This window comes from Acidipila rosea (genome assembly GCF_004339725.1).
Lineage (GTDB): Bacteria > Acidobacteriota > Terriglobia > Terriglobales > Acidobacteriaceae > Acidipila > Acidipila rosea.
This window is the reverse complement of the sequence record NZ_SMGK01000005.1, coordinates 131,381-149,663: the sequence shown is the minus strand read 5'-3', so window position 1 is coordinate 149,663 and position 18,283 is coordinate 131,381. Positions and strand designations below refer to the sequence as shown.

Below are 18,283 nucleotides of genomic sequence, written 5' to 3'. Positions count from 1 at the left end.
AACGTGTCGACTTTTGCAGCAAAAAGACTACGCAGGTTGACAAGCGGCAGACGAGTAGAGAACGGCGTCGCATTTCCACTGGGAGCTACCCTCTGCGGAAACGGCGCAAACTTCAGCGTCTTCTCCTCCCACGCAACCAGTGTCGAGCTTCTGCTCTGCAACAGCGAAGGCGCTGACGAACTCATCCTGCTTGATCCAGTGAAGAACCGCACGACCCACTATTGGCATGTTCACGTGCCCGGCGTACGCGCCGGACAGCGTTATGCCTGGCGCATGAACTGGCCCAGCCCGCCGAAACCCGGCCATCGGTTCGATCCGGGCAAGCTGTTGCTCGATCCCTATGGAAGAGCCATCGACCCCACGGAGTATCGGCGCGCTGCGGCCATTGCTCCGGGCGACAATCGTGCAGAAGCGATGAAGAGTGTCGTCGCCGATCTGTCCTCCTATGACTGGGAAGAAGATCACCCGCCGAACCATCCCTTCAGCCAGACCGTCATCTATGAAATGCACGTGGCCGGATTCACCAGAAATCCCAATTCAGGAGTGGCTGCCGACCGGCGCGGTACGTATGCCGGAGTCATCGATAAAATTCCATACCTCGTGGACCTCGGCATATCTGCTGTCGAGCTGATGCCGGTCTTCCAATTCGATCCGGAAGATGCTCCTCCCGGCCGCGAAAACTACTGGGGATATTCTCCGGTTTCCTTTTTTGCGCCCCACTTCGGATACAGCTCCCGTCCCGACCCACTGGGCTGTCTCGATGAGTTTCGAGACATGGTCAAGGCTCTTCACCGCGCCGGCATCGAGGTCATTCTCGATGTCGTCTATAACCACACCGCTGAAGGCGGCGACGACGGCCCGACGCTCTCCTTCAAAGGGCTCGACAATCACACTTACTACATCCTGTCTCAGGACTACTCCGAATACCAGGACTACACCGGCACAGGCAACACTCTCAACGCCAACTTTTCAGTCGTGCGCCGCATGATTCTCGACAGCCTCCGCTACTGGGTTTCAGAGATGCACGTGGATGGCTTTCGCTTCGATCTGGCCTCCGTCTTATCTCGCGACGAGCGCGGCAACCCCGTGCCCAATGCACCGGTTCTCTGGGACATCGATTCTGATCCTGTGCTTGCAGGAACAAAACTGATCGCCGAAGCCTGGGATGCCTCTGGCTTATACCAGGTCGGCTCCTTCATCGGAGACAAGTGGAAGGAGTGGAACGGTCAGTTCAGAGATGATCTCCGCCGCTTCATCAAAGGCGATTCCGGAATCATAGCGAACATCAAGCAGAGGATGCTCGGCAGCCCCGATCTCTATGCCAAGCGCAGTCATCCGCCCGACCAGAGCATCAATTTTGTAACATGCCACGATGGCTTCACCCTCAACGATCTTGTCTCTTACAACGAGAAGCACAATGAGGCCAATCTCCAGAATAATCAGGATGGCACTCTCGACAATCTCTCCTGGAATTGCGGCATCGAGGGTCCCACCGACGATCCGAAGATTGAGGAATTACGCTCACGGCAGATTCGCAATGCGCTCGCCATCACCCTCTTTTCGATCGGAACGCCGCTGCTGCTGATGGGAGATGAAGTTAGACGAACGCAGAAGGGCAATAATAACGCCTACTGCCAAAATAATGAGGTGAGCTGGTTCGACTGGGACCTCTGCAAGTCAAACTCTGAGCTTCATCGCTTCGTGCGTCTTCTCATTCACTATCGCAAGCGCTTCATGCGTGCACGCCGGGGTGAGGTGCTCACTCTCTCGGAGTTCCTCGATCGCGCAAAATTGGAATGGCACGGAGTGGGGCTAGGCAAGCCCGACAACTCCGTGAACTCCCACTCCCTCGCGGGAACAGCGTATCGAGACGACGGCCACGCCTTCCACTTCATCCTGAGTGCCTACTGGGAACCTCTGCGATTTGAACTTCCCCTGACGCGGCCCGGCAGTGGCTTGTGGTACAGAATCGTGGACACGGCACGCAAAATACCGGAAGGCCTTCCCCTCGGAGCGCTTTCTCCTGTCACCGAGACGACCTATCTGGTGCATCCAAGATCGGTCGTGCTGCTAGTTAATATCCCGTCGCCGCTCGACACCAGCTCGCTGGCATATCTCCTCACCGGTTGATCGAAAAGACAGCGTTGGCGGCCAGGGATGACAATTGCCGGCGGTGCGGCTAAGGTGGTTAGCGGAAGCAGGCAAACACCGCGAATGCTCTGCAGGACTGGAAATCTTCTCTGGGTCGGGATCATCGCCGGCCTGTTAGGCACGGGGGCGGCCCTCCCGGCTGCTGCGCAAATGACCGCAGCCGCCCCCCGTCTGCAACAGGCGGATACTGCCTACAGGGCCGGCCAAGCCGCTCTTGCGCAGCGTGATCTTGCCGGTGCGCGGGCCGACTTTGAAAAAGTGGTGAAGCTCGCTCCCCAAATCGAGGAGGGCCACAGCGCTCTTGGCGCAATTCTCGTCAGCACGGGCGAAACTCGTCGCGGTATCGTGGAACTCGAAAAGGCCCTCACGCAGAAGCCCGGCGACTCCGTGGCCCAGACCAACCTGGCCCTCGCCTACGAACAGACGGGCTCGTATCGAAAAGCTCTTCCACTCTTTGAGAAACTCGACGCCGAGGCCCGCTCAAAAGCCGCAAACAGTCCCACCCGCACGCTGTCTCCTTACCTGTTGTCAGCCTATGCGCGGTCCCTTGCCGCCACGCATCAGGACAGGGCCGCAATCATGCAGATGAAGCGCGCGGCAGCGGCAGCCCCACAGAATGCCGATCTCTGGGATGCGCTCGGCACACTCTATGCGCAGCAACAGGAGTGGCCGCTTGCTGCCGCGCAGTTTCAGCACGCCATCCGGCTCCAGAATTCCCTCGCCGTCGCCCATCTGCATCTCGGCGTCGTGCTGGGGATGCAGAAGGAGTTACCGCAATCCATCGTGGAACTGCAGCGCGCCATCCAGCTTGCCCCGCAGGAGGCTGCAGGCTATGCCGAATTGGGTAACGCGCTGGTAGCCGCAGGGCACGATGCCGATGCCATACCCGTGCTGCAGAAAGCGCTGGCACTCAATCCTTCTCTGCCGAAGACACAGTATGCCCTCGCAGCCGCGCTGCAGCGCAACGGCCAGGAGGAGGCCGCGATTCCGCTCTTCAAACAACTACTGAAGGCGGAGCCGGACAACGCTGAGACCCTCACCAATCTTGGACTTGCACTCCTGCAGACCAACCATGCCGTGGACGCGATCCCGCTGCTGCAGCGCGCGGCGCTGACCTCTCCGCATGATGCAACAGCGCATCAAAATCTGGCCGCTGCCTATCTGCAGATGAACCAGATGGACGACGCCGCTCGCGAGCTGAGGCTGTGCCTCAAAGACAACCCGGATAGTCCCCAGATGCACTATGATCTGGGCCTCGCACTCAAACTTAAAGACGACGATGCGGATGCGATCCCGGAATTCAAGACCGCCGAAAGGCTCGATCCCGCTGCCTCCGAATATCCATTTGCCCTCGGCATGCTCTATCTGCAGGACGGCCGCTACCAGGACGCGGCAGGTAACCTAGAGACCGCGCTCAAGCTGCACCCGGCGAATGCAGATGGATGGGCGACGCTGGGTACCGTCTATCGCAATCTGAATCAACCGGCAAAGGCCATCGCCGCGCTGCGGCAGGCCATCAGGCTGGCGCCCGACGAGCCGGCCCCACACCTCACCCTCGCCACCGTACTGACCGAGCAGGGGCAGACGGCGGAGGCGATCGAGCAGCGCAAGATCGGCGCCGACCTCACTCGCCAGGGAATGAATAAGCAGCGTGCGGAGATCGCCATCAACTCCGGCAATGCTCTGCTGCAGAAAGGGCGCGTCGCCGATGCGCTCGCCGATTTTGAGCAGGCCATAAAGGATGATCCGTCGAGTGCCGCTGCACACCTCGGTCTCGCGACAGCGCTCGAACGGAACGGCAGGACAGTCGAGGCCGCGCAGGAACGCAGAAAGGCGAGCAGCTTAAATGAACGATAAACTCGACAACGGTTGCCGCAATCCGTGACCGCCAGCCTCAGAGAGCGCAGCGTACAATCCTTACTGGTATGAAGGTCGAGCGCCAAGTCGCCGCGAAAGAAAATTCACAGTATCCGCACTTTTCCCTGCTATGAAGCTGGCTCGCATCGCTGCATTCCTTTTCGCCGCGATGACTGTCGCGGGCCTCGCAGGATCGAAAGTTAAGTCTCATCCAGTGCTCGCGCAGGCGACCAGCAGCTACTCTGACAAAGTAAACAAGACTTACACCTATCCCTTTGGTAAAGATAAAATCTCCGCGCCAGGCAACGCCGTCTCCGTCGACAATCAATTTATTCCGCCGGGTGCGTTCATCTCAGCTGAGTACTGCGGCCATTGTCATGCGGAGGCCTACAAGCAGTGGCGGCAGTCGCTTCACTCCAACTCCTTCCGCACGCCGTTCTACCGCAAGAGCGTCAATCTCCTCATCAACACAAAAGGCATAGCCTACGCACGCCACTGCGACAGCTGCCATAACCCGGCAGGCCTTCTTGCAGGCGCGCTGGATCCTGCTGCGAATATGGACCGCTCTTTTGAAGATGACGGCGTCACCTGCACAACCTGTCACTCCGTTCAGAAGCTCCAGCCGCTCACCGGGAATGGAAGCTATGTCATGGGCATCCCCGCTACCATAGTAGACGCACAGGGCAAGCCGATCCCCGGGGAAGTTCCTTATGCGGAGATACTTGCGAACACCGATCGCCACTCTGAAGCCGTGATGAAGGATTTCTATCGGAGCGCCAAGTTCTGCGCCGCATGCCATAAGGCAAATTTTCCCGCCAGCCTCAACGAGTACAAGTGGATAAGGGCCTTCACCACCTATGATGAATGGCAGACTTCCAAGTTCTCCAAGCAAAACCCTCTCGTCTTCTACACCGCTGACTACACTCCGTGCCAGGGCTGCCATATGAAGCGCACGCAGATCAGCGTGCCTGACTATGGAGCGAAGAATGGCATGCTGGCATCGCATCGCTGGCTGGCTGGCAACACGGCGGTTCCCTTTTACTATGGCGATGACGAGCAACTACAGAAGACAGAAGCGTTCCTGCGCTCCGGGAACTACCTTAACGTCGACATCTTTGCCATCAAGGAAGCATCCGGCCCCAGCCTGATTGCACCTCTCGGCACTGTGCCTTTCCAATTGCCGGCAAATGAGACGATACAGGTCTACATAGTCGTGCAGAACAAGAACATTGGCCACTCCCTCGTTCCTGAAGTGCGCGATCTGTATGAGGCGTGGGTCCAGTTCTCCGTCAGCGATGCGAGTGGCTCCATCCTTTATCGCAGCGGATATCTGCGACCGGACGGCACGCTCGACCCCGGCGCGCACAGCTTCACCAACCGGCCCGTCAATCTCCACGGCGACTTTGTCGACAATCATCAGGTGTGGGGTATCCACTCCGTGGCCTATGACAATACGATTCAACCAGGCCGTTCAGCGCTGGTGCGATATGAATTCCGAATTCCTGCCGCAGTCAAAGGCCCGCTCACAATCACGGCTCGCGTCAACTATCGCCATTTGCGCCAGAGCTATCTGAACAATGTATTCGGTCCCGATCATCCGGATTATCCGGTAGTCGAAATGGCCTCGAAGACCCGGACGCTCAACATAGGCGAGAACTCACCCCAGACTGCAACGCCGCAGGATAATCCCGAATGGATGCGATGGAACAACCTTGGCATCGCGCTGCTTGATGAGGAGCAGTACGCAGATTCTATCCACGCCTTTGAACAAGTGCTTCGCCTGCGTCCCGACTACGACGACGGCATGATCAATGTTGCCCTCACTTATATCCAGTGGGAAAAATATGCTGATGCACGCGCGCCGCTTGAGCATGCTCTTGCCCTGCATCCCAGCAATGCCCGCGCCCTCTACTATCTCGCCATCGTCGAACGCCGTGAGGACCATCCTGAAGCCGAGATAGCCGACCTGCAGCAGGTGGTTGCGCAGTTTCCTGAGGCGCGCGATGCACGCCGGGAGCTGGGTATCGCCTACTATCAGGCTCACCAGCCCAGAGAAGCAGTCAAGCAGTTTGAGGCGCTCCAGTCCATCGACCCCGATGACTTGACCGCCCACTACAACCTTGCCGTTCTCTATCGACGGCTTGGCATGAACAGCAAAGCATCCGAACAGGCCGCCCTTTACGCTACCAAGAGGATTGACCCCGGCGCTCCGACTTATTCGCTCGACTACCTTCGTAAGCACCCTGAGATATCGACAGAGAGTGTGCCGTGGCATGTGCACCGCGAGATGCAACCTTGAATGACAGGAGAATGTGATTTGGATCAGGGCCGCAGAAAGTTGTTGGTATCCCTTAGCCGCACCGCTCTGGTGCTCCCCTTTGCTGACATCATGGCCGCTGCATTGCCTCCGCAGCAGTCGCAGTCCAATCGATTGCCCCAGCATCCGATGGAGCGCAGCTACGATGCAAAGCCTGCGCCACCTCCGCCGGGCCCCCGATCTCCGATTGAGGGAACGCCACTCGGCGTCAGCTTTGTCGATGTAGCGAAGCAGGCCGGCATCGGAGTCGAAACCATCTATGGCGGCCAGCACACCAACAAATACCTGCTGGAGACCACAGGGTGCGGACTCGCCTTCTACGACTACGACGATGATGGCTGGCTCGACATCTTTCTGGTCAACGGCTGGCGACTCGAAGGCTTTCCCGCGGGCCAGGAGCCTCGTTGCCATCTCTTCAAGAACAACCGCGACGGCACCTTCACCGATGTCACCAAAGGATCTGGCCTGGAGCATCGCACCGGCTGGGGGCAGGCTTGTTGCGTAGGCGACTATAACAACGATGGCCACGATGATCTCTTCGTCACCTACTATGGCCAGAACGCTCTCTATCGCAACAACGGCAATGGAACCTTTACCGATGTCACCGAGGCAGCTGGATTGATACAGCCGGGCCCTAAGACGCGCTGGAATACAGGCTGCACATTTGTAGACTATGACCGCGACGGCCATCTCGATCTCTTTGTGGCCAATTATGTTGACATGGATCTGAAGACAGCGCCCTTACCCTCCGACGGCCCGTGTACTTATAAGGGCATCCTGGTAGCCTGCGGACCTCCGGGGCTTCCGGGCGGCAAAAACATTCTTTATCACAACAACGGAAACGGCACCTTCACCGACGTCAGCGAGAAATCCGGCATGTGGACCGCGGTCGGAACCTATGGGCTCAGCGTCGCCGCATCCGATCTGGACAACGATGGCTGGCCTGACATCTACGTCGCCAATGATTCAGCTCCTGCGACCCTCTACATGAACCAGAAAGACGGCACCTTCAAGGACATGGCCATTGAGGCCGGAGCCGCTCTTTCAGCCGAAGCCAAACCGCAGGCAGGCATGGGCGTTTCCATCGGGGACTACAACCGCGACGGCAACCTCGATGTAGTCAAGACAAACTTCGCGGGCGATACCGACTCGCTCTATACCAACCTGGGCGGGGCCAACTTTGAAGATCGCACCTATCCCGGGGGCCTCGGCGTCAACACCCGCCTGCTTGGCTGGGGCGTCGGCTTCTTCGATATGGACAACGATGGCTGGCTCGACATCCTGATGTCCAACGGCCACGTCTACCCTGAAGTGGATCTGTCCAAGGCTGACCTTCGCTATGCGGAACACAAGTATCTCTACCGCAATCTTCGTAACGGCAGGTTTGAAGAGGTGACGGACAAAGGCGGCCCGGGCATACTCGAGAACGCGCCTGCCCGCGGTTGCGCCTTCGGAGACTACGACAATGACGGCGATATCGACATCGCCGTCAACTGCATCAATACCATCCCTCAACTTCTGCGCTGCGACTCTTCCCTCCACCGCAACTGGATCAAGGTCAAGCTCGTTGGCGTCAAGTCAAACCGTACCGGCATCGGAAGCCGTGTCACAGTCACGGCGAAAACGATGTCCGATGCGTCACGGCCGCTCGTGCAGATCGATGAGCTTCGCAGTGGCGGCAGCTACTTCTCGCAGAACGATCTGCGCATGCATTTCGGCCTGCAGGATGCGAAGAAAGTGGATTCTGTCCAGATTCGCTGGCTGAGCGGCCAGGTAGATGAACTGAAGGATCTCGATGTGAATCAGCTTTATGTCATACAAGAGGGTGGGAAAATTCTGGGAACGCAGGCGATGAAGCAGGCGTGAGAATCCTCCTGCAGCGGTCGCGAAAAATAGCCTGCGGCCTGGCAGCGGCTGCGCTTCTTGTCCCGGCAGCCAACGCTTGGGCACAGCCAGCCTGCGAGTGGCTGAACAGCGCTTCCGCAGCCACGCTGCTCGGAGGCCTGCCTGAGGTTAAAACCCTCTCCGCAAATGATGAAGACACCATGTGCTCCTTCACTCATCAGCAGGGTTCCTCGAGGGCGGAGCTTCGGTTGACGATCACACCGGCAGCACACGCTGCAAGGGATGCTGCAACTCGCACGCGTGATTGCATGGGCAGCAGCATGCCGCTGAGGGGCATCGGCAACGACGCATCGCGCTGCGATCTCAGGCAGACGCACGGCCTCCATGTAGAGCAGATCACCAGCAGGGTTCGAGACCGGACCTTCACCCTGCAATGGATGCAAACCACGCGACCATCCTCACCCGCCGCACGAGCCCTCCAGTCTGAACAATTCGAACGGCTGGCACGGATGATCGCAGGAAATCTCTTCTAGTAACTCTTCGGGAGATAAAAAAAGAATGTTTCCTCATGCTCCCCGCGTACGGCACAATGGCAGCTAAGGTGCCGACACTGCAATCCATCCGCCTGCGTCTGCTTGAGGGCTTTCTCGACCGCTGCCACCGCGCCGCCGCCCCGCGCATCGCACGCCAGCCGCAGCACCTCGCCACTGGCCGCCGTGGCGAGCGCGCCGCGCTTTTCCATCTGCGCAGGCTCGGCTACACCGTCGTCGCCCACGGATGGCGCTCCGGACGCGCTCCCGGCGACCTCGACCTCATCGCCTGGGATCGCGACATCCTCTGCTTCGTCGAGGTCAAGACGCGCACCACGCGCGACATCGCCACCGCCGAGGCAGCAGTCGATGAACACAAGCGCCGCACCTTGCGCAGGCTCGCTCGTCTTTACGTCAGGCAGCTGCCGGATGCGAACGTGCCGGCTCGCTTCGATATTCTGTCAGTCTATTTTGAAGAAGGAAAGCCGCCAGCCTTCGAGCACTTTATCAGCGCCTTTGACTGGCGGTAGGTGGGACTCAACCCTGCGCGTCTTGGTACTCGTCGTACCACGCCATCTGGATGGCTTCCAGCTTGGACTCATTCGACTTCGCCGGCTCATCGGAGAAGCCCTCAAGCTCCGTCACATATTTGTGCAACTCCGTGAAGCGAACCGTCAGCGGATCAAGATCAGGAAATTTCTCCTGCAGCTGAATGCCGATCTCTTCCGAGTCATTCCAGGTGATTTCGCGGGCCATCGTTATTTCTCCTCGTTCAGCGCGAGCGGCTTGCCTTCTGAAACATAGTTCCGGTTCCACTTGGGAATCTCGACAACATAGCTCCCCGGCCCTGTAATCACTGCCTGGCAGCCCAGCCGCGAATTCAGCTGCAGGTCGGCAGCCAGGTCCAGCCGGTCCAGCTCGTCTTCATCTGCTTCGCTCAATCCCCGCTCGCCTTCCTTGACCCACAGGTGGCACGTCGTACACGCACAGGCGCCGCCGCACGCATGGTCGAGGAAGATTCCATAGTTCTCAGCCACATCCAGAAACGACATCGGCTTGCCGTGATGGTCATACGGCATCGTGCCGTATTTGAACTCGACCGTTTTACCCTCGGGCATAAATGTCACGCGCACCATATCCGCGGCGGGCGGCTTGCTTAAATCGATCGTTTGCTCTTGCTGTGTAGCTTCGCTCATTTTCTTCCAGTCTATTTGATCTCAGCCGGTGCAAACGGGTGCGGCACCGTCGGCGCTTCGCCCAGGTTTTCTCCGGCTGCATCCATCGTCTTGCCGCCAATCGCGCTCGATACCGCGGCATCCATCATCAACTCCGCAAAGCGCCGCGTAGCCTTGTCCAGCGCTTCCGTCGATGCCTGGATTGCCGTGCGCTCGCCCGTTTCCCTGAGCACGCGCAGTTCATCGGCCAGCATGTTGATCTGCGTCCGTTCTTCCTCAGACAGCTGCTGCCACGCAGCATTCCCCGGCGCCTTCTCCACCGCCGTCAGGATCGTCTCCGCCTCGTTGCGCGCCTCGATCAGCTGCCGCTCGGCGAAGTCCTGTTCTGCATAGTCGAACGATTCCAGAATCATCGACTCGACCTGCTCATCCGTCAGCCCATAGGTCGGCTTCACCTCGATCTCAGCCTCCTGCCCCGAGCGCTGTTCCCGCGCCGAGACATGCAGGATGCCATTCGCATCGATCAGAAATTTCACCTCGATGCGCGGCAGCCCCGCCGACATCGGCGGAATCCCCTTCAGGTCAAACCTCGCCAGTGAGCGGCAATCCTTCGCCATCTCGCGCTCGCCCTGCACCACGTGAATGGCGACATTTGTCTGCCCATCGACGCCAGTCGTAAAGTGCTCCGTCGCCGAAGCCGGAATCGTAGAGTTGCGCTGAATAATCTTCGCCACCACTCCGCCCAGCGCTTCTATGCCCAGCGAAAGCGGCGTCACATCCAGCAGCAGCATGTTTTCCGTCGCTGCCGAGCCGCCCCCAAGAATGTTCGCCTGCACCGCTGCGCCCAGCGCCACCACCTCATCTGGGTTCAGCTCGATGTGCGGCTTCTTGCCGCGCGCCGCCAGGTGAAACACCTCGTCCGTCAGCTGGCGCACCGCCGGAATGCGCGTCGAGCCGCCCACCATCACCACTTCGTCGATCTGCTCCGGCGTCACCTGCGCATCTTTGAGAGCCTGCCTGCAGGGCCCCTTGGTCCGGTCGATCACCGGCTTGATGATCTGCTCGAATGCCTCGCGCGGCAGCTCGCGTTGATACTTCTTTCCATCCGGCAGCTCGACGCTGATGCGGCTCGTCGTCTCCGTCGACAGCGCAATCTTCGCCTCGATCACTGCCTTGCGAATAGCCTGCACCGCCTCCGCATTCGCGCGAAGATCCAGCCCCAGCTCGCCCTGGATATCGTCCAGAGCAATCGCGATCAGCAGATTATCGATATCGTCGCCGCCGAGGTGCGTATCGCCGTTCGTGGCGATCACCTCGAAGATGCCGTCCTGCAGCTTGAGAATGGAGATGTCGAAGGTGCCGCCGCCCAGGTCATAGACCGCGACAATGCCTTCCTTCTTGCGGTCCAGGCCATAAGCCAGCGCGGCAGCGGTCGGCTCGTTCACCAGCCGCAGCACTTCCAGCCCTGCCATCCGCCCGGCGTCCTTCGTCGCCTGCCGCTGCGCATCGTTGAAGTAGGCAGGCACCGTCACCACAGCCTTCGCCACCGGGGCTCCAAAGTAGCGCTCAGCGTTCCGCTTCAGCTGGCGCAGGATGTGCGCCGAGATCTCCGAAGGTGTGAACTGCTGCTCGCCCAGTTTGATGCGCAGCACTTCGCCGGGGCCGATATCCTCCGCCATGCGAAATGGAAAAAGCTTCAGCTCCTCGTGCACATCTTCAATGCCGCGGCCCATCAGCCTCTTCACCGAATAGACCACGCGCTCCGGCGACTCCACCAGCGCCTTACGTGCGCTGTTGCCCACCACAAAACTCCGCGCATCCGCGCCAGTCATCGCGACTACCGATGGCACCAGGTTTACCCCATCTTCTCCGGGGATAACTACAGGGTGCTCGCCCTGCATAAAAGCCACCAGCGAATTTGTGGTGCCGAGATCGATTCCTACAATACGTTCGTCTGCCATGAATCCCTTAGGGTGTTGGAGCGTCGCCGCTCTGCCCGTCAAGCGCCGCGTTCACATCGCGGACCAGGTTGCGCACATAGCGTCTGCGATCGAGCAGCGCCAGCATCTCTTCCTTGCTGGCCATCTGCGCCGTCAGGTCTCCCTCGGCGAGCGCTCCATCCCACTTCGCCCACAGCGCCGCCAGGTCTGCATCCGCCTGCGCCAGCTGCGCTTCAAACTGCTTCTTCGCATTCTCCAGATCGCTGCGAAGCTGCGGATCGTCGCCGCCCATGCGCATCTCTTCGAGCTGCATATTCAGCTCGAAGACTTCCTCCAGCAGGTCAGCGGGGGGCTGCTGCTTCTTGCCCGTAGTCTCTTCGCCGATCGCCATCCCTTCGAGCTTCAGCAGATACTCCGTCCGTGCAATCGGATCTTTCAGCGCGCGATACGCGTCATTGACGAGCGAGGTCTGCTCCGTGCTCCACTGCTGCTCCAGCTCTGAGGTGCGCGCGTAAAGGTCGGGATGCAGTCTGCGGCTCAGCCGATAGAACTCGCGCTCCAGCACCTTAGTGTCCAGCGAGAGCCTGCGGGGCAGACTGAAGACAGCGAAGTAGTCCTGCTCCGTCGCCGGCTGCACCTTGCCGCAGGCCGCACACAGCGGGCCGGACACGTCTGCGCCGCACGACCAGCAGGCCGTCTTCACGGATTGTTGTTCAGCGATTTGCATTTAGCTTTGGAAGATCAGGCCGAAAACGACGAACCGCAACCGCAGGATTTCGTCGAATGCGGGTTGATGAAGTTGAAGCCCTGCCGCATCAGTGTCTCTTCATAATCCAGCACCATGCCGTGCAGGTAGAGAAACGACTTCGGATCGACGAAGACGCGAATATCGTCAAACTGGAAAATGCGGTCGCGCTCGCGCGGCTGCGTGTCGAAACGAATGTTGTAGCTAAGTCCCGAGCAGCCGCCGCCCTGGATGCCGAGCCGCAGCCCGCCCTCCACCGGCGAAACGCCTTCCTTGGCCATCGCAACGCGAATGCGCTTCAACGCGCGCTCCGTCACCTGGATGCCCTTCTGATTCGGCGCCATATTTTCCGCGTTCAACACTGCCAGTTCGGTCGCCATTCTGTTCCTCGGGTGCTCGCAAACAACCGCCGGCTGCCAGCCTTAGCTGACAACCGGCATCTATTTCTGCCCTTACTGCGCTGCGACTGCCTGCGGAGCTGCCGCCCCTTCGGCTACGCCGTTCTTCTTCTTCCAGTCGCCGATCGCCGCACGGATCGCATCTTCCGCCAGAACCGAGCAGTGAATCTTCACCGGCGGCAGAGCCAGTTCCTTCACGATGTCCGTGTTCTTGATCTCCATCGCTTCGCTGACCGTCTTGCCCTTTACCCATTCGGTTGCCAGCGAAGAAGAAGCGATCGCAGAGCCGCAGCCGAAGGTCTTGAACTTCGCCTCTTCGATCACTTGCGTCTCCGGATTCACCTTGATCTGCAGACGCATCACGTCGCCGCACTCCGGCGCGCCTACCAGCCCCGTTCCTACTTCGCTGCTCGACTTATCGAGCTGGCCAACGTTGCGGGGATTGTTGTAGTGGTCGATGACCTTATCGCTGTATGCCATGTTGAATCTCCTGTCTAACTTTGAAAAAACCGTGCCTGCTGCAAATCCCTTTTAGTGCGCCTGCCACTCGATCTTGGTAATGTCGATGCCTTCTTTCACCATCTCGTAGAGCGGCGAAAGCTCGCGCAGCTTCTGCACCACATCGATCACCTTATCGGCGACGTAATCGACTTCGGCGTCATTATTGAAGCGGCCGAGTCCGAATCGAATCGAGCTGTGCGCCACATCGTCGCCCAATCCCAGCGCCTTTAATACATAAGATGGCTCCAGCGTCGCAGAGGTGCATGCCGATCCGCTTGAAACCGCAATATCGTTAATGCCCATCAGCAGCGACTCGCCTTCCACATACACAAAGCTCATGTTCAGGTTGCCCGGCAGATGGTGTTCCATCGTTCCGTTCACGTGAATGTAGTCGAGCTTCGATTCGAGCTTCGCCTTCAGCCTGTCGCGCATCCCCGCCAGCCGCTTCGCCTCTTCGTCCATCTCCAGCCGCGCCAGCTCGCAGGCTTTCCCCAGCCCCACGATGCCCGGCACGTTCAACGTACCCGAACGCATGCCGCGCTCATGGCCGCCGCCGTTGATCTGCTCTGAGATCTGCACCCGCGGATTGCGCCGCCGCACATAGAGCGCGCCCACGCCCTTCGGGCCATAAATCTTGTGTGCCGTCAGCGAAAGCGCGTCGATGTTCATCGCATTCACATCCACCGGCACCTTGCCTACCGCCTGCACCGCATCGGTGTGGAAGAGTACGCCGCGCTCGTGACAGAGCTTGCCGATCTCGGCCACCGGCTGGATCACGCCGATCTCGTTGTTCGCGAACATGATCGTGACCAGAATCGTCTTGTCATCGATCGCACGCTTCAGGTCTTCCATGTCGATCAGGCCATCGGCCTTCACCGGCAGATACGTCACGCGATATCCGGCCTTTTCCAGCCGCTTGCAGGTGTCGAGCACCGCCTTGTGCTCGGTCGCCTGCGTGATGATGTGGTTGCCGCGCTCCCGATACATCTCCGCGATTCCCTTGATCGCCAGGTTGTTCGACTCCGTCGCGCCTGAGGTGAAGATGATCTCCTTCGCCGTCGCTCCGATCAGCTTCGCAACCTGCTCGCGTGCCTGCTCCACACCCTGCTCGGCTTCCCAGCCAAAGGAGTGGTTGCGGCTCGCCGCATTGCCGAACTTCTGCGTGAAGAACGGCATCATCGCCTCCAGCACCCGCGGATCGAGCGGGCTGGTCGCATGGTTGTCCATGTAAATTGGCAGCGTTACGCCGGCCGGAATCTCAACTGTGGATGCCACGGTGCTCATAATCTTTTCTTCTCCAGTCACTTTCTTAACTCTTGATCGACACCAGCGTGTGGACGTCATGTCCGGTTCCCGCCAGGTCTGCAATCCGCATCTTCTTCAGCACATCGGTAATGCTGTCGTTCACACGTGCCAGTGGTTCTTTGATGGTGCAGCTGTCATGCAAGTCGCATGCTCCGCTCACCGTCACGCATGAGGTGATAAACAAGGGACCGTCAATTGCGCGAATCACCTCAAAGGCCGTTATCTCCCGAGAACTCCGCGCCAGCGCATAGCCGCCATTCATCCCCGCATGCGACTTCACCAGCCCTTCCTTGGCCAGCCGCTGCAGAATCTTCGCCAACAGCTGCTGCGGAATGTGATACGCATCGGCGATATCCTTGGCGCTCACCGCAGGCACATCCGGGTGCTCGGCCAGATACTTCAGCGCCATCAGCCCATAATCTGCCTTTTTGGTCAGCCTCAGCATCCTGGTTCCATGACTCCCTTTTTCACTATTCCAAGTATACGACCATTAGAGTCCGCATTTCAAATCGGCATTTATCTTGCCGCCCCCTGCAAAAAAATCCGCCCCCCGCGCCCACTTCGCGTTTGACAACTCCCTCCGGGCGAATACAATTCTGCCCATAACGACTTTCCAACGGTCCAAACCATCCAATGAATACCGTTTGCAAACACCCCCAAGTCCGAATCGTTGCCCGCGAAGAGGATGCCGAGTTCGTCGAATGCCAGCAGTGTGGCGAGGTCTTCGACTCTGATGAGTTCCGCGATATGGAAATCGAAGAAAAGACCGCGGAGGATGAGGAAGAATCGTAACTTCAGTCCGAAGACATAGTTCCTCCAGGGCAGCGGTCTCCAGTGACACAGTTGCGCTTACCAATGGCATTTCCCGAGAAAAGCCTTCGCGGGACAGGTGCGTCCCATTACCCCAGCCCTGCAAACCCTGGCTGCGCCAGTAAACCAAGCCGCAAAAAGAGATGGGCCTTCCGCAATCGTTCTGCAGAAGGCCCACATCCTCAAACCAGAATCGGCAACCCGCCGGCTAGCTGACCGGCTTTTCTACCCTGTCTCCCAGCACATGCAGCCTCAGGAAGTTCGTCGAGCCGGACTTCGTCCGCGTTCCCGCCACAATGCCCAGGATGTCCTTGGTCGTAGCGAAGCCACCCTCTTCGAGCAGCCGTTCCGCCATATCCACCATCTCTTCGGCCGTGCTTGCCTTGGCGCAGAGAACAGGATGCACTCCCCACAGCAGTCCCATGCGATTGATGACCACATCGACGCTTGAGAGCCCGTAGATAGGTGACTTCGGGCGGTACTTCGAAAGCTGCCGTGCCGTCGTGCCCGTTTCGGTGAAGACCACAATTGCCTTGATATCCAGATCCTGCGCCGCATGCGCCATCGATTCGCAGATGGTCTCCGCAACCGACAGCCGGACATGGCTTGGCCGTCCATCATGGATCGGCATTCCGCCCATCTGGTTTTCCGTTTCGATGACGATCTTCGCCATCATCTTCACCGCCTCGACCGGATACTTGCCCGCAGCGCTCTCTGCCGAGAGCATCACTGCATCCGTTCCGTCATAGACGGCATTGGCCACATCGCTCGCCTCAGCGCGCGTCGGCCGCGGATTCTCGATCATCGACTCCAACATCTGCGTCGCCGTGATCACTGGCTTGCGATACTCTGACGCCCGGCGAATCACATGCTTCTGGATCGCCGGAACCTTTTCCGGCGGCATCTCGACGCCCAGGTCACCGCGCGCGACCATCACGCCGTCAGCCACTTCCAGGATGCTTTCGAGGTTGTCGATCGCCTGTGGCTTTTCCAGCTTCGCAATCACCCAGGTATCGGCTCCGAGCGACGCAATCCGCTCCTTCACCAGCCGCACATCTTCCGCCGTGCGTACAAAGGAGACGGCAATCGCGTCCGCGCCGTTTTTCACCGCAAATTCAAGATCCACCGCGTCCTTGTCCGTCAGCGATGGCACCCGCACCGGAATCCCCGGCAGGTTGATGCCCTTGTGTTCACCCAGCATCCCGCCGTTGATCACGTCGCACTCGACATCCTCGCCATGAATGGCCGTCACCCGCAGCTCAATCAGCCCATCGGCCAGCAGAATCCGCGCCCCCGGCTCCAGGTTCTCCGCCAGTGTGGGGAAAACCGTCGAGATCACCGATGCGTTGCCCGCAATGTCCCGGGGTGTAATGGTCAGCTTCTGCCCGCCCTGCAACTGCACAGGAATCCGGTTTTCGAGCCGCCCGGTCCTGATCTTCGGTCCCTGCAGGTCGGCCAGAATGCATAGGGCCTTTTTCTCTTCCTGCGCGACCTTGCGGACCATTTCGATCAGCTTCAGCTTTTCCGGCTGCGTCCCGTGGGAGAAATTCAGGCGAACAACGTCAAGTCCTGCCCTGACTAGTTCGCGAAAGGTCGTCTCATTGTTCGACGCTGGTCCAAGTGTGGCTACAATCTTTGCCCGGCGCTCTGCATTTGTGGCAGGCGCGGCAGCAAGCGTGAAATTCATCCATCCCCCAACTTCAAAAACTGCTTCGGTAACGCGTTCTTGAGCCTCCTCATTCTAACTCGCGCGAGGGGTCTTCAGCGCGCCCCGTGCCCTGCCTCAGGTATCGAGGCATAGGCTGCCCCGCGTCTCGGCTCTCCTTCCGGCGCTTCCAGCCCGATCGTGCGAGGCAACGGGAAGAGCTGTGCGTTGAACTCCGAGCCCAGCAGAATACTCAGCGAAACCATGTACAGCCACACCATCGTGGCCACGCCCGCCCCAAACGATCCATAGACCTTCGAGTAGTCGGCGAAGCGCGTCACATACCACCCGTAGAGCATCGTGGCCGCAAACCAGGAGATCGTCGACAGCAGGGCGCCCGGCACCACCCGCCTCCAGTGCTGCGCCCGCGGCAGCGCAAAGTGGTAGACCACCGCCAGCACCGTAATGCTGGTTGCAATCGCGATCAGCCAGCGCAGAATTCTCCACACAAACAGCACATAGAGTTGCAGATTATGCCCGGAGTTATCGACCATCCAAAGCTCGATCTGGTGGCCGAAGACCACAAATGCCGTCGCCGCCATCATCGGCACCAGCGTGCTGGGGATCAGCGCGAACGCCACCAGCCGCTCCCGCCAGAAGCCGCGAAAATCGCGCGGCAACCCATACGCCTGGCGAAAGCCCTCCATCAGCGACAGCATGAATCCCATTGCCGCCAGCACGCTCACAGCGGCCGCCGACCAGGCCAGGTGCCACGGCCGCGCATGGCTTGTCTGGAAGTAGTTCTGCAGCAGCCCCATTGTGTCCGGCGGCAGCAGGTCGCTGAAAACCGCGCGGATATCCGAGCTCGCGTCGCTCGTCTCCGGCGTCAGCGCCAGCAGGGACGTAGCCACCAGCACTGCCGGAAAGATGCTCAGAATCGCGGAATAGGCCGCGGCCTTCGCGGTCGCGAAAGCATTGTGGCCAAAGGCCTTCCACATCGCTCGCCGCAGATTGATCCAGAGCGTCTGCATGGCATGAGACTACCCGAATCTCGCCGCACGCCG

General features: G+C 59.4%; 17 protein-coding genes. 7 read left to right on the top strand and 10 right to left on the bottom strand.

From position 1 onward, the window contains the following. Positions 1-3: 3 nt before the first annotated feature. The 6 genes from glgX (at position 4) to C7378_RS14375 (ending at position 9,230) form a co-directional block, all read left to right on the top strand. Positions 4-2,130 (top strand): glycogen debranching protein GlgX, encoded by a 2,127-nt coding sequence (glgX, locus tag C7378_RS14400; RefSeq protein ID WP_243648272.1) that lies wholly within the window; start codon positions 4-6, stop codon positions 2,128-2,130. Between the two features lie 84 nt (positions 2,131-2,214). Next, positions 2,215-4,008, top strand: coding sequence for a tetratricopeptide repeat protein (locus C7378_RS14395; protein WP_165876821.1), 1,794 nt, complete (start codon positions 2,215-2,217; stop codon positions 4,006-4,008). Positions 4,009-4,138: 130 nt separating this feature from the next. Next, positions 4,139-6,307: a tetratricopeptide repeat protein gene (locus C7378_RS14390; RefSeq protein WP_131998262.1), complete on the top strand. Its 2,169-nt coding sequence runs from the start codon at positions 4,139-4,141 to the stop codon at positions 6,305-6,307. Next, complete coding sequence (locus C7378_RS14385; RefSeq protein ID WP_131998259.1) at positions 6,308-8,191, top strand: CRTAC1 family protein; 1,884 nt, start codon at positions 6,308-6,310, stop codon at positions 8,189-8,191. After that, the gene (locus tag C7378_RS14380) at positions 8,188-8,703 is read left to right on the top strand and encodes a hypothetical protein (protein WP_131998256.1); all 516 of its coding nucleotides are present in this window, start codon (positions 8,188-8,190) and stop codon (positions 8,701-8,703) included. The genes C7378_RS14385 and C7378_RS14380 overlap by 4 nt, the downstream gene beginning before the upstream one ends. A gap of 56 nt (positions 8,704-8,759) precedes the next feature. Further along, the gene (locus C7378_RS14375) at positions 8,760-9,230 is read left to right on the top strand and encodes a YraN family protein (RefSeq protein WP_131998253.1); all 471 of its coding nucleotides are present in this window, start codon (positions 8,760-8,762) and stop codon (positions 9,228-9,230) included. Positions 9,231-9,237: 7 nt separating this feature from the next. Here C7378_RS14375 and iscX read toward each other — a convergent pair whose 3' ends face one another. The 8 genes from iscX to C7378_RS14335 all read right to left on the bottom strand — a co-directional run bounded on the left by iscX (position 9,238) and on the right by C7378_RS14335 (position 15,209). Then, on the bottom strand, positions 9,238-9,456 hold the full coding sequence (iscX, locus tag C7378_RS14370) for a Fe-S cluster assembly protein IscX (protein WP_131998250.1): 219 nt from the start codon (positions 9,454-9,456) through the stop codon (positions 9,238-9,240). A gap of 2 nt (positions 9,457-9,458) precedes the next feature. Continuing rightward, complete coding sequence (locus C7378_RS14365; protein WP_165876820.1) at positions 9,459-9,896, bottom strand: 2Fe-2S iron-sulfur cluster-binding protein; 438 nt, start codon at positions 9,894-9,896, stop codon at positions 9,459-9,461. An 11-nt stretch (positions 9,897-9,907) separates the two neighbouring features. Further along, a complete protein-coding gene (hscA, locus tag C7378_RS14360) occupies positions 9,908-11,836 on the bottom strand; it encodes a Fe-S protein assembly chaperone HscA (protein ID WP_131998247.1) in 1,929 nt (642 codons plus the stop codon). A gap of 7 nt (positions 11,837-11,843) precedes the next feature. Next, entirely contained in the window at positions 11,844-12,542 is a 699-nt protein-coding gene (gene hscB / locus C7378_RS14355) for a Fe-S protein assembly co-chaperone HscB (RefSeq protein ID WP_131998244.1), read from the bottom strand. Between the two features lie 14 nt (positions 12,543-12,556). Beyond that, positions 12,557-12,940 carry a HesB/IscA family protein gene (locus C7378_RS14350; protein ID WP_131998241.1) on the bottom strand — a complete coding sequence of 128 codons (384 nt, stop codon included), beginning with the start codon at positions 12,938-12,940 and terminating at the stop codon, positions 12,557-12,559. Positions 12,941-13,012: 72 nt separating this feature from the next. Beyond that, on the bottom strand, positions 13,013-13,438 hold the full coding sequence (gene iscU / locus C7378_RS14345) for a Fe-S cluster assembly scaffold IscU (RefSeq protein ID WP_131998238.1): 426 nt from the start codon (positions 13,436-13,438) through the stop codon (positions 13,013-13,015). A 51-nt stretch (positions 13,439-13,489) separates the two neighbouring features. Continuing rightward, positions 13,490-14,743: an IscS subfamily cysteine desulfurase gene (locus C7378_RS14340; protein ID WP_131998235.1), complete on the bottom strand. Its 1,254-nt coding sequence runs from the start codon at positions 14,741-14,743 to the stop codon at positions 13,490-13,492. A 25-nt stretch (positions 14,744-14,768) separates the two neighbouring features. After that, a complete protein-coding gene (locus C7378_RS14335; protein WP_131998233.1) occupies positions 14,769-15,209 on the bottom strand; it encodes an RrF2 family transcriptional regulator in 441 nt (146 codons plus the stop codon). A 188-nt stretch (positions 15,210-15,397) separates the two neighbouring features. On the opposite strand from C7378_RS14335, the gene C7378_RS17760 reads away from it, so the two are divergent. Next, positions 15,398-15,556, top strand: a complete 159-nt coding sequence (locus tag C7378_RS17760; protein ID WP_165876819.1) for a hypothetical protein — start codon at positions 15,398-15,400, stop codon at positions 15,554-15,556. A gap of 226 nt (positions 15,557-15,782) precedes the next feature. Here the strand turns inward: C7378_RS17760 and pyk are convergent, their stop codons facing one another. Continuing rightward, positions 15,783-17,261: a pyruvate kinase gene (gene pyk, locus C7378_RS14330; protein WP_131998230.1), complete on the bottom strand. Its 1,479-nt coding sequence runs from the start codon at positions 17,259-17,261 to the stop codon at positions 15,783-15,785. 74 nt (positions 17,262-17,335) lie between these two features. Beyond that, positions 17,336-18,250, bottom strand: a complete 915-nt coding sequence (locus C7378_RS14325; RefSeq protein ID WP_131998227.1) for a YihY/virulence factor BrkB family protein — start codon at positions 18,248-18,250, stop codon at positions 17,336-17,338. Positions 18,251-18,283: the final 33 nt, after the last annotated feature.

Excerpts from the sequence above, each read along its gene's own strand:
- C7378_RS14325 (WP_131998227.1), bottom strand. The coding sequence starts at position 18,250 with ATGCAGACGCTCTGGATCAATCTGCGGCGAGCGATGTGGAAGGCCTTT.
- iscU (WP_131998238.1), bottom strand. The coding sequence starts at position 13,438 with ATGGCATACAGCGATAAGGTCATCGACCACTACAACAATCCCCGCAAC.
- C7378_RS14340 (WP_131998235.1), bottom strand. The coding sequence starts at position 14,743 with ATGAGCACCGTGGCATCCACAGTTGAGATTCCGGCCGGCGTAACGCTG.
- hscB (WP_131998244.1), bottom strand. The coding sequence starts at position 12,542 with ATGCAAATCGCTGAACAACAATCCGTGAAGACGGCCTGCTGGTCGTGC.
- C7378_RS14390 (WP_131998262.1), top strand. The coding sequence starts at position 4,139 with ATGAAGCTGGCTCGCATCGCTGCATTCCTTTTCGCCGCGATGACTGTC.
- C7378_RS14385 (WP_131998259.1), top strand. The coding sequence starts at position 6,308 with ATGACAGGAGAATGTGATTTGGATCAGGGCCGCAGAAAGTTGTTGGTA.
- C7378_RS14350 (WP_131998241.1), bottom strand. The coding sequence starts at position 12,940 with ATGGCGACCGAACTGGCAGTGTTGAACGCGGAAAATATGGCGCCGAAT.
- hscA (WP_131998247.1), bottom strand. The coding sequence starts at position 11,836 with ATGGCAGACGAACGTATTGTAGGAATCGATCTCGGCACCACAAATTCG.
- C7378_RS17760 (WP_165876819.1), top strand. The coding sequence starts at position 15,398 with ATGAATACCGTTTGCAAACACCCCCAAGTCCGAATCGTTGCCCGCGAA.
- C7378_RS14335 (WP_131998233.1), bottom strand. The coding sequence starts at position 15,209 with ATGCTGAGGCTGACCAAAAAGGCAGATTATGGGCTGATGGCGCTGAAG.
- C7378_RS14375 (WP_131998253.1), top strand. The coding sequence starts at position 8,760 with ATGGCAGCTAAGGTGCCGACACTGCAATCCATCCGCCTGCGTCTGCTT.
- C7378_RS14365 (WP_165876820.1), bottom strand. The coding sequence starts at position 9,896 with ATGAGCGAAGCTACACAGCAAGAGCAAACGATCGATTTAAGCAAGCCG.
- pyk (WP_131998230.1), bottom strand. The coding sequence starts at position 17,261 with ATGAATTTCACGCTTGCTGCCGCGCCTGCCACAAATGCAGAGCGCCGG.
- iscX (WP_131998250.1), bottom strand. The coding sequence starts at position 9,456 with ATGGCCCGCGAAATCACCTGGAATGACTCGGAAGAGATCGGCATTCAG.
- C7378_RS14395 (WP_165876821.1), top strand. The coding sequence starts at position 2,215 with ATGCTCTGCAGGACTGGAAATCTTCTCTGGGTCGGGATCATCGCCGGC.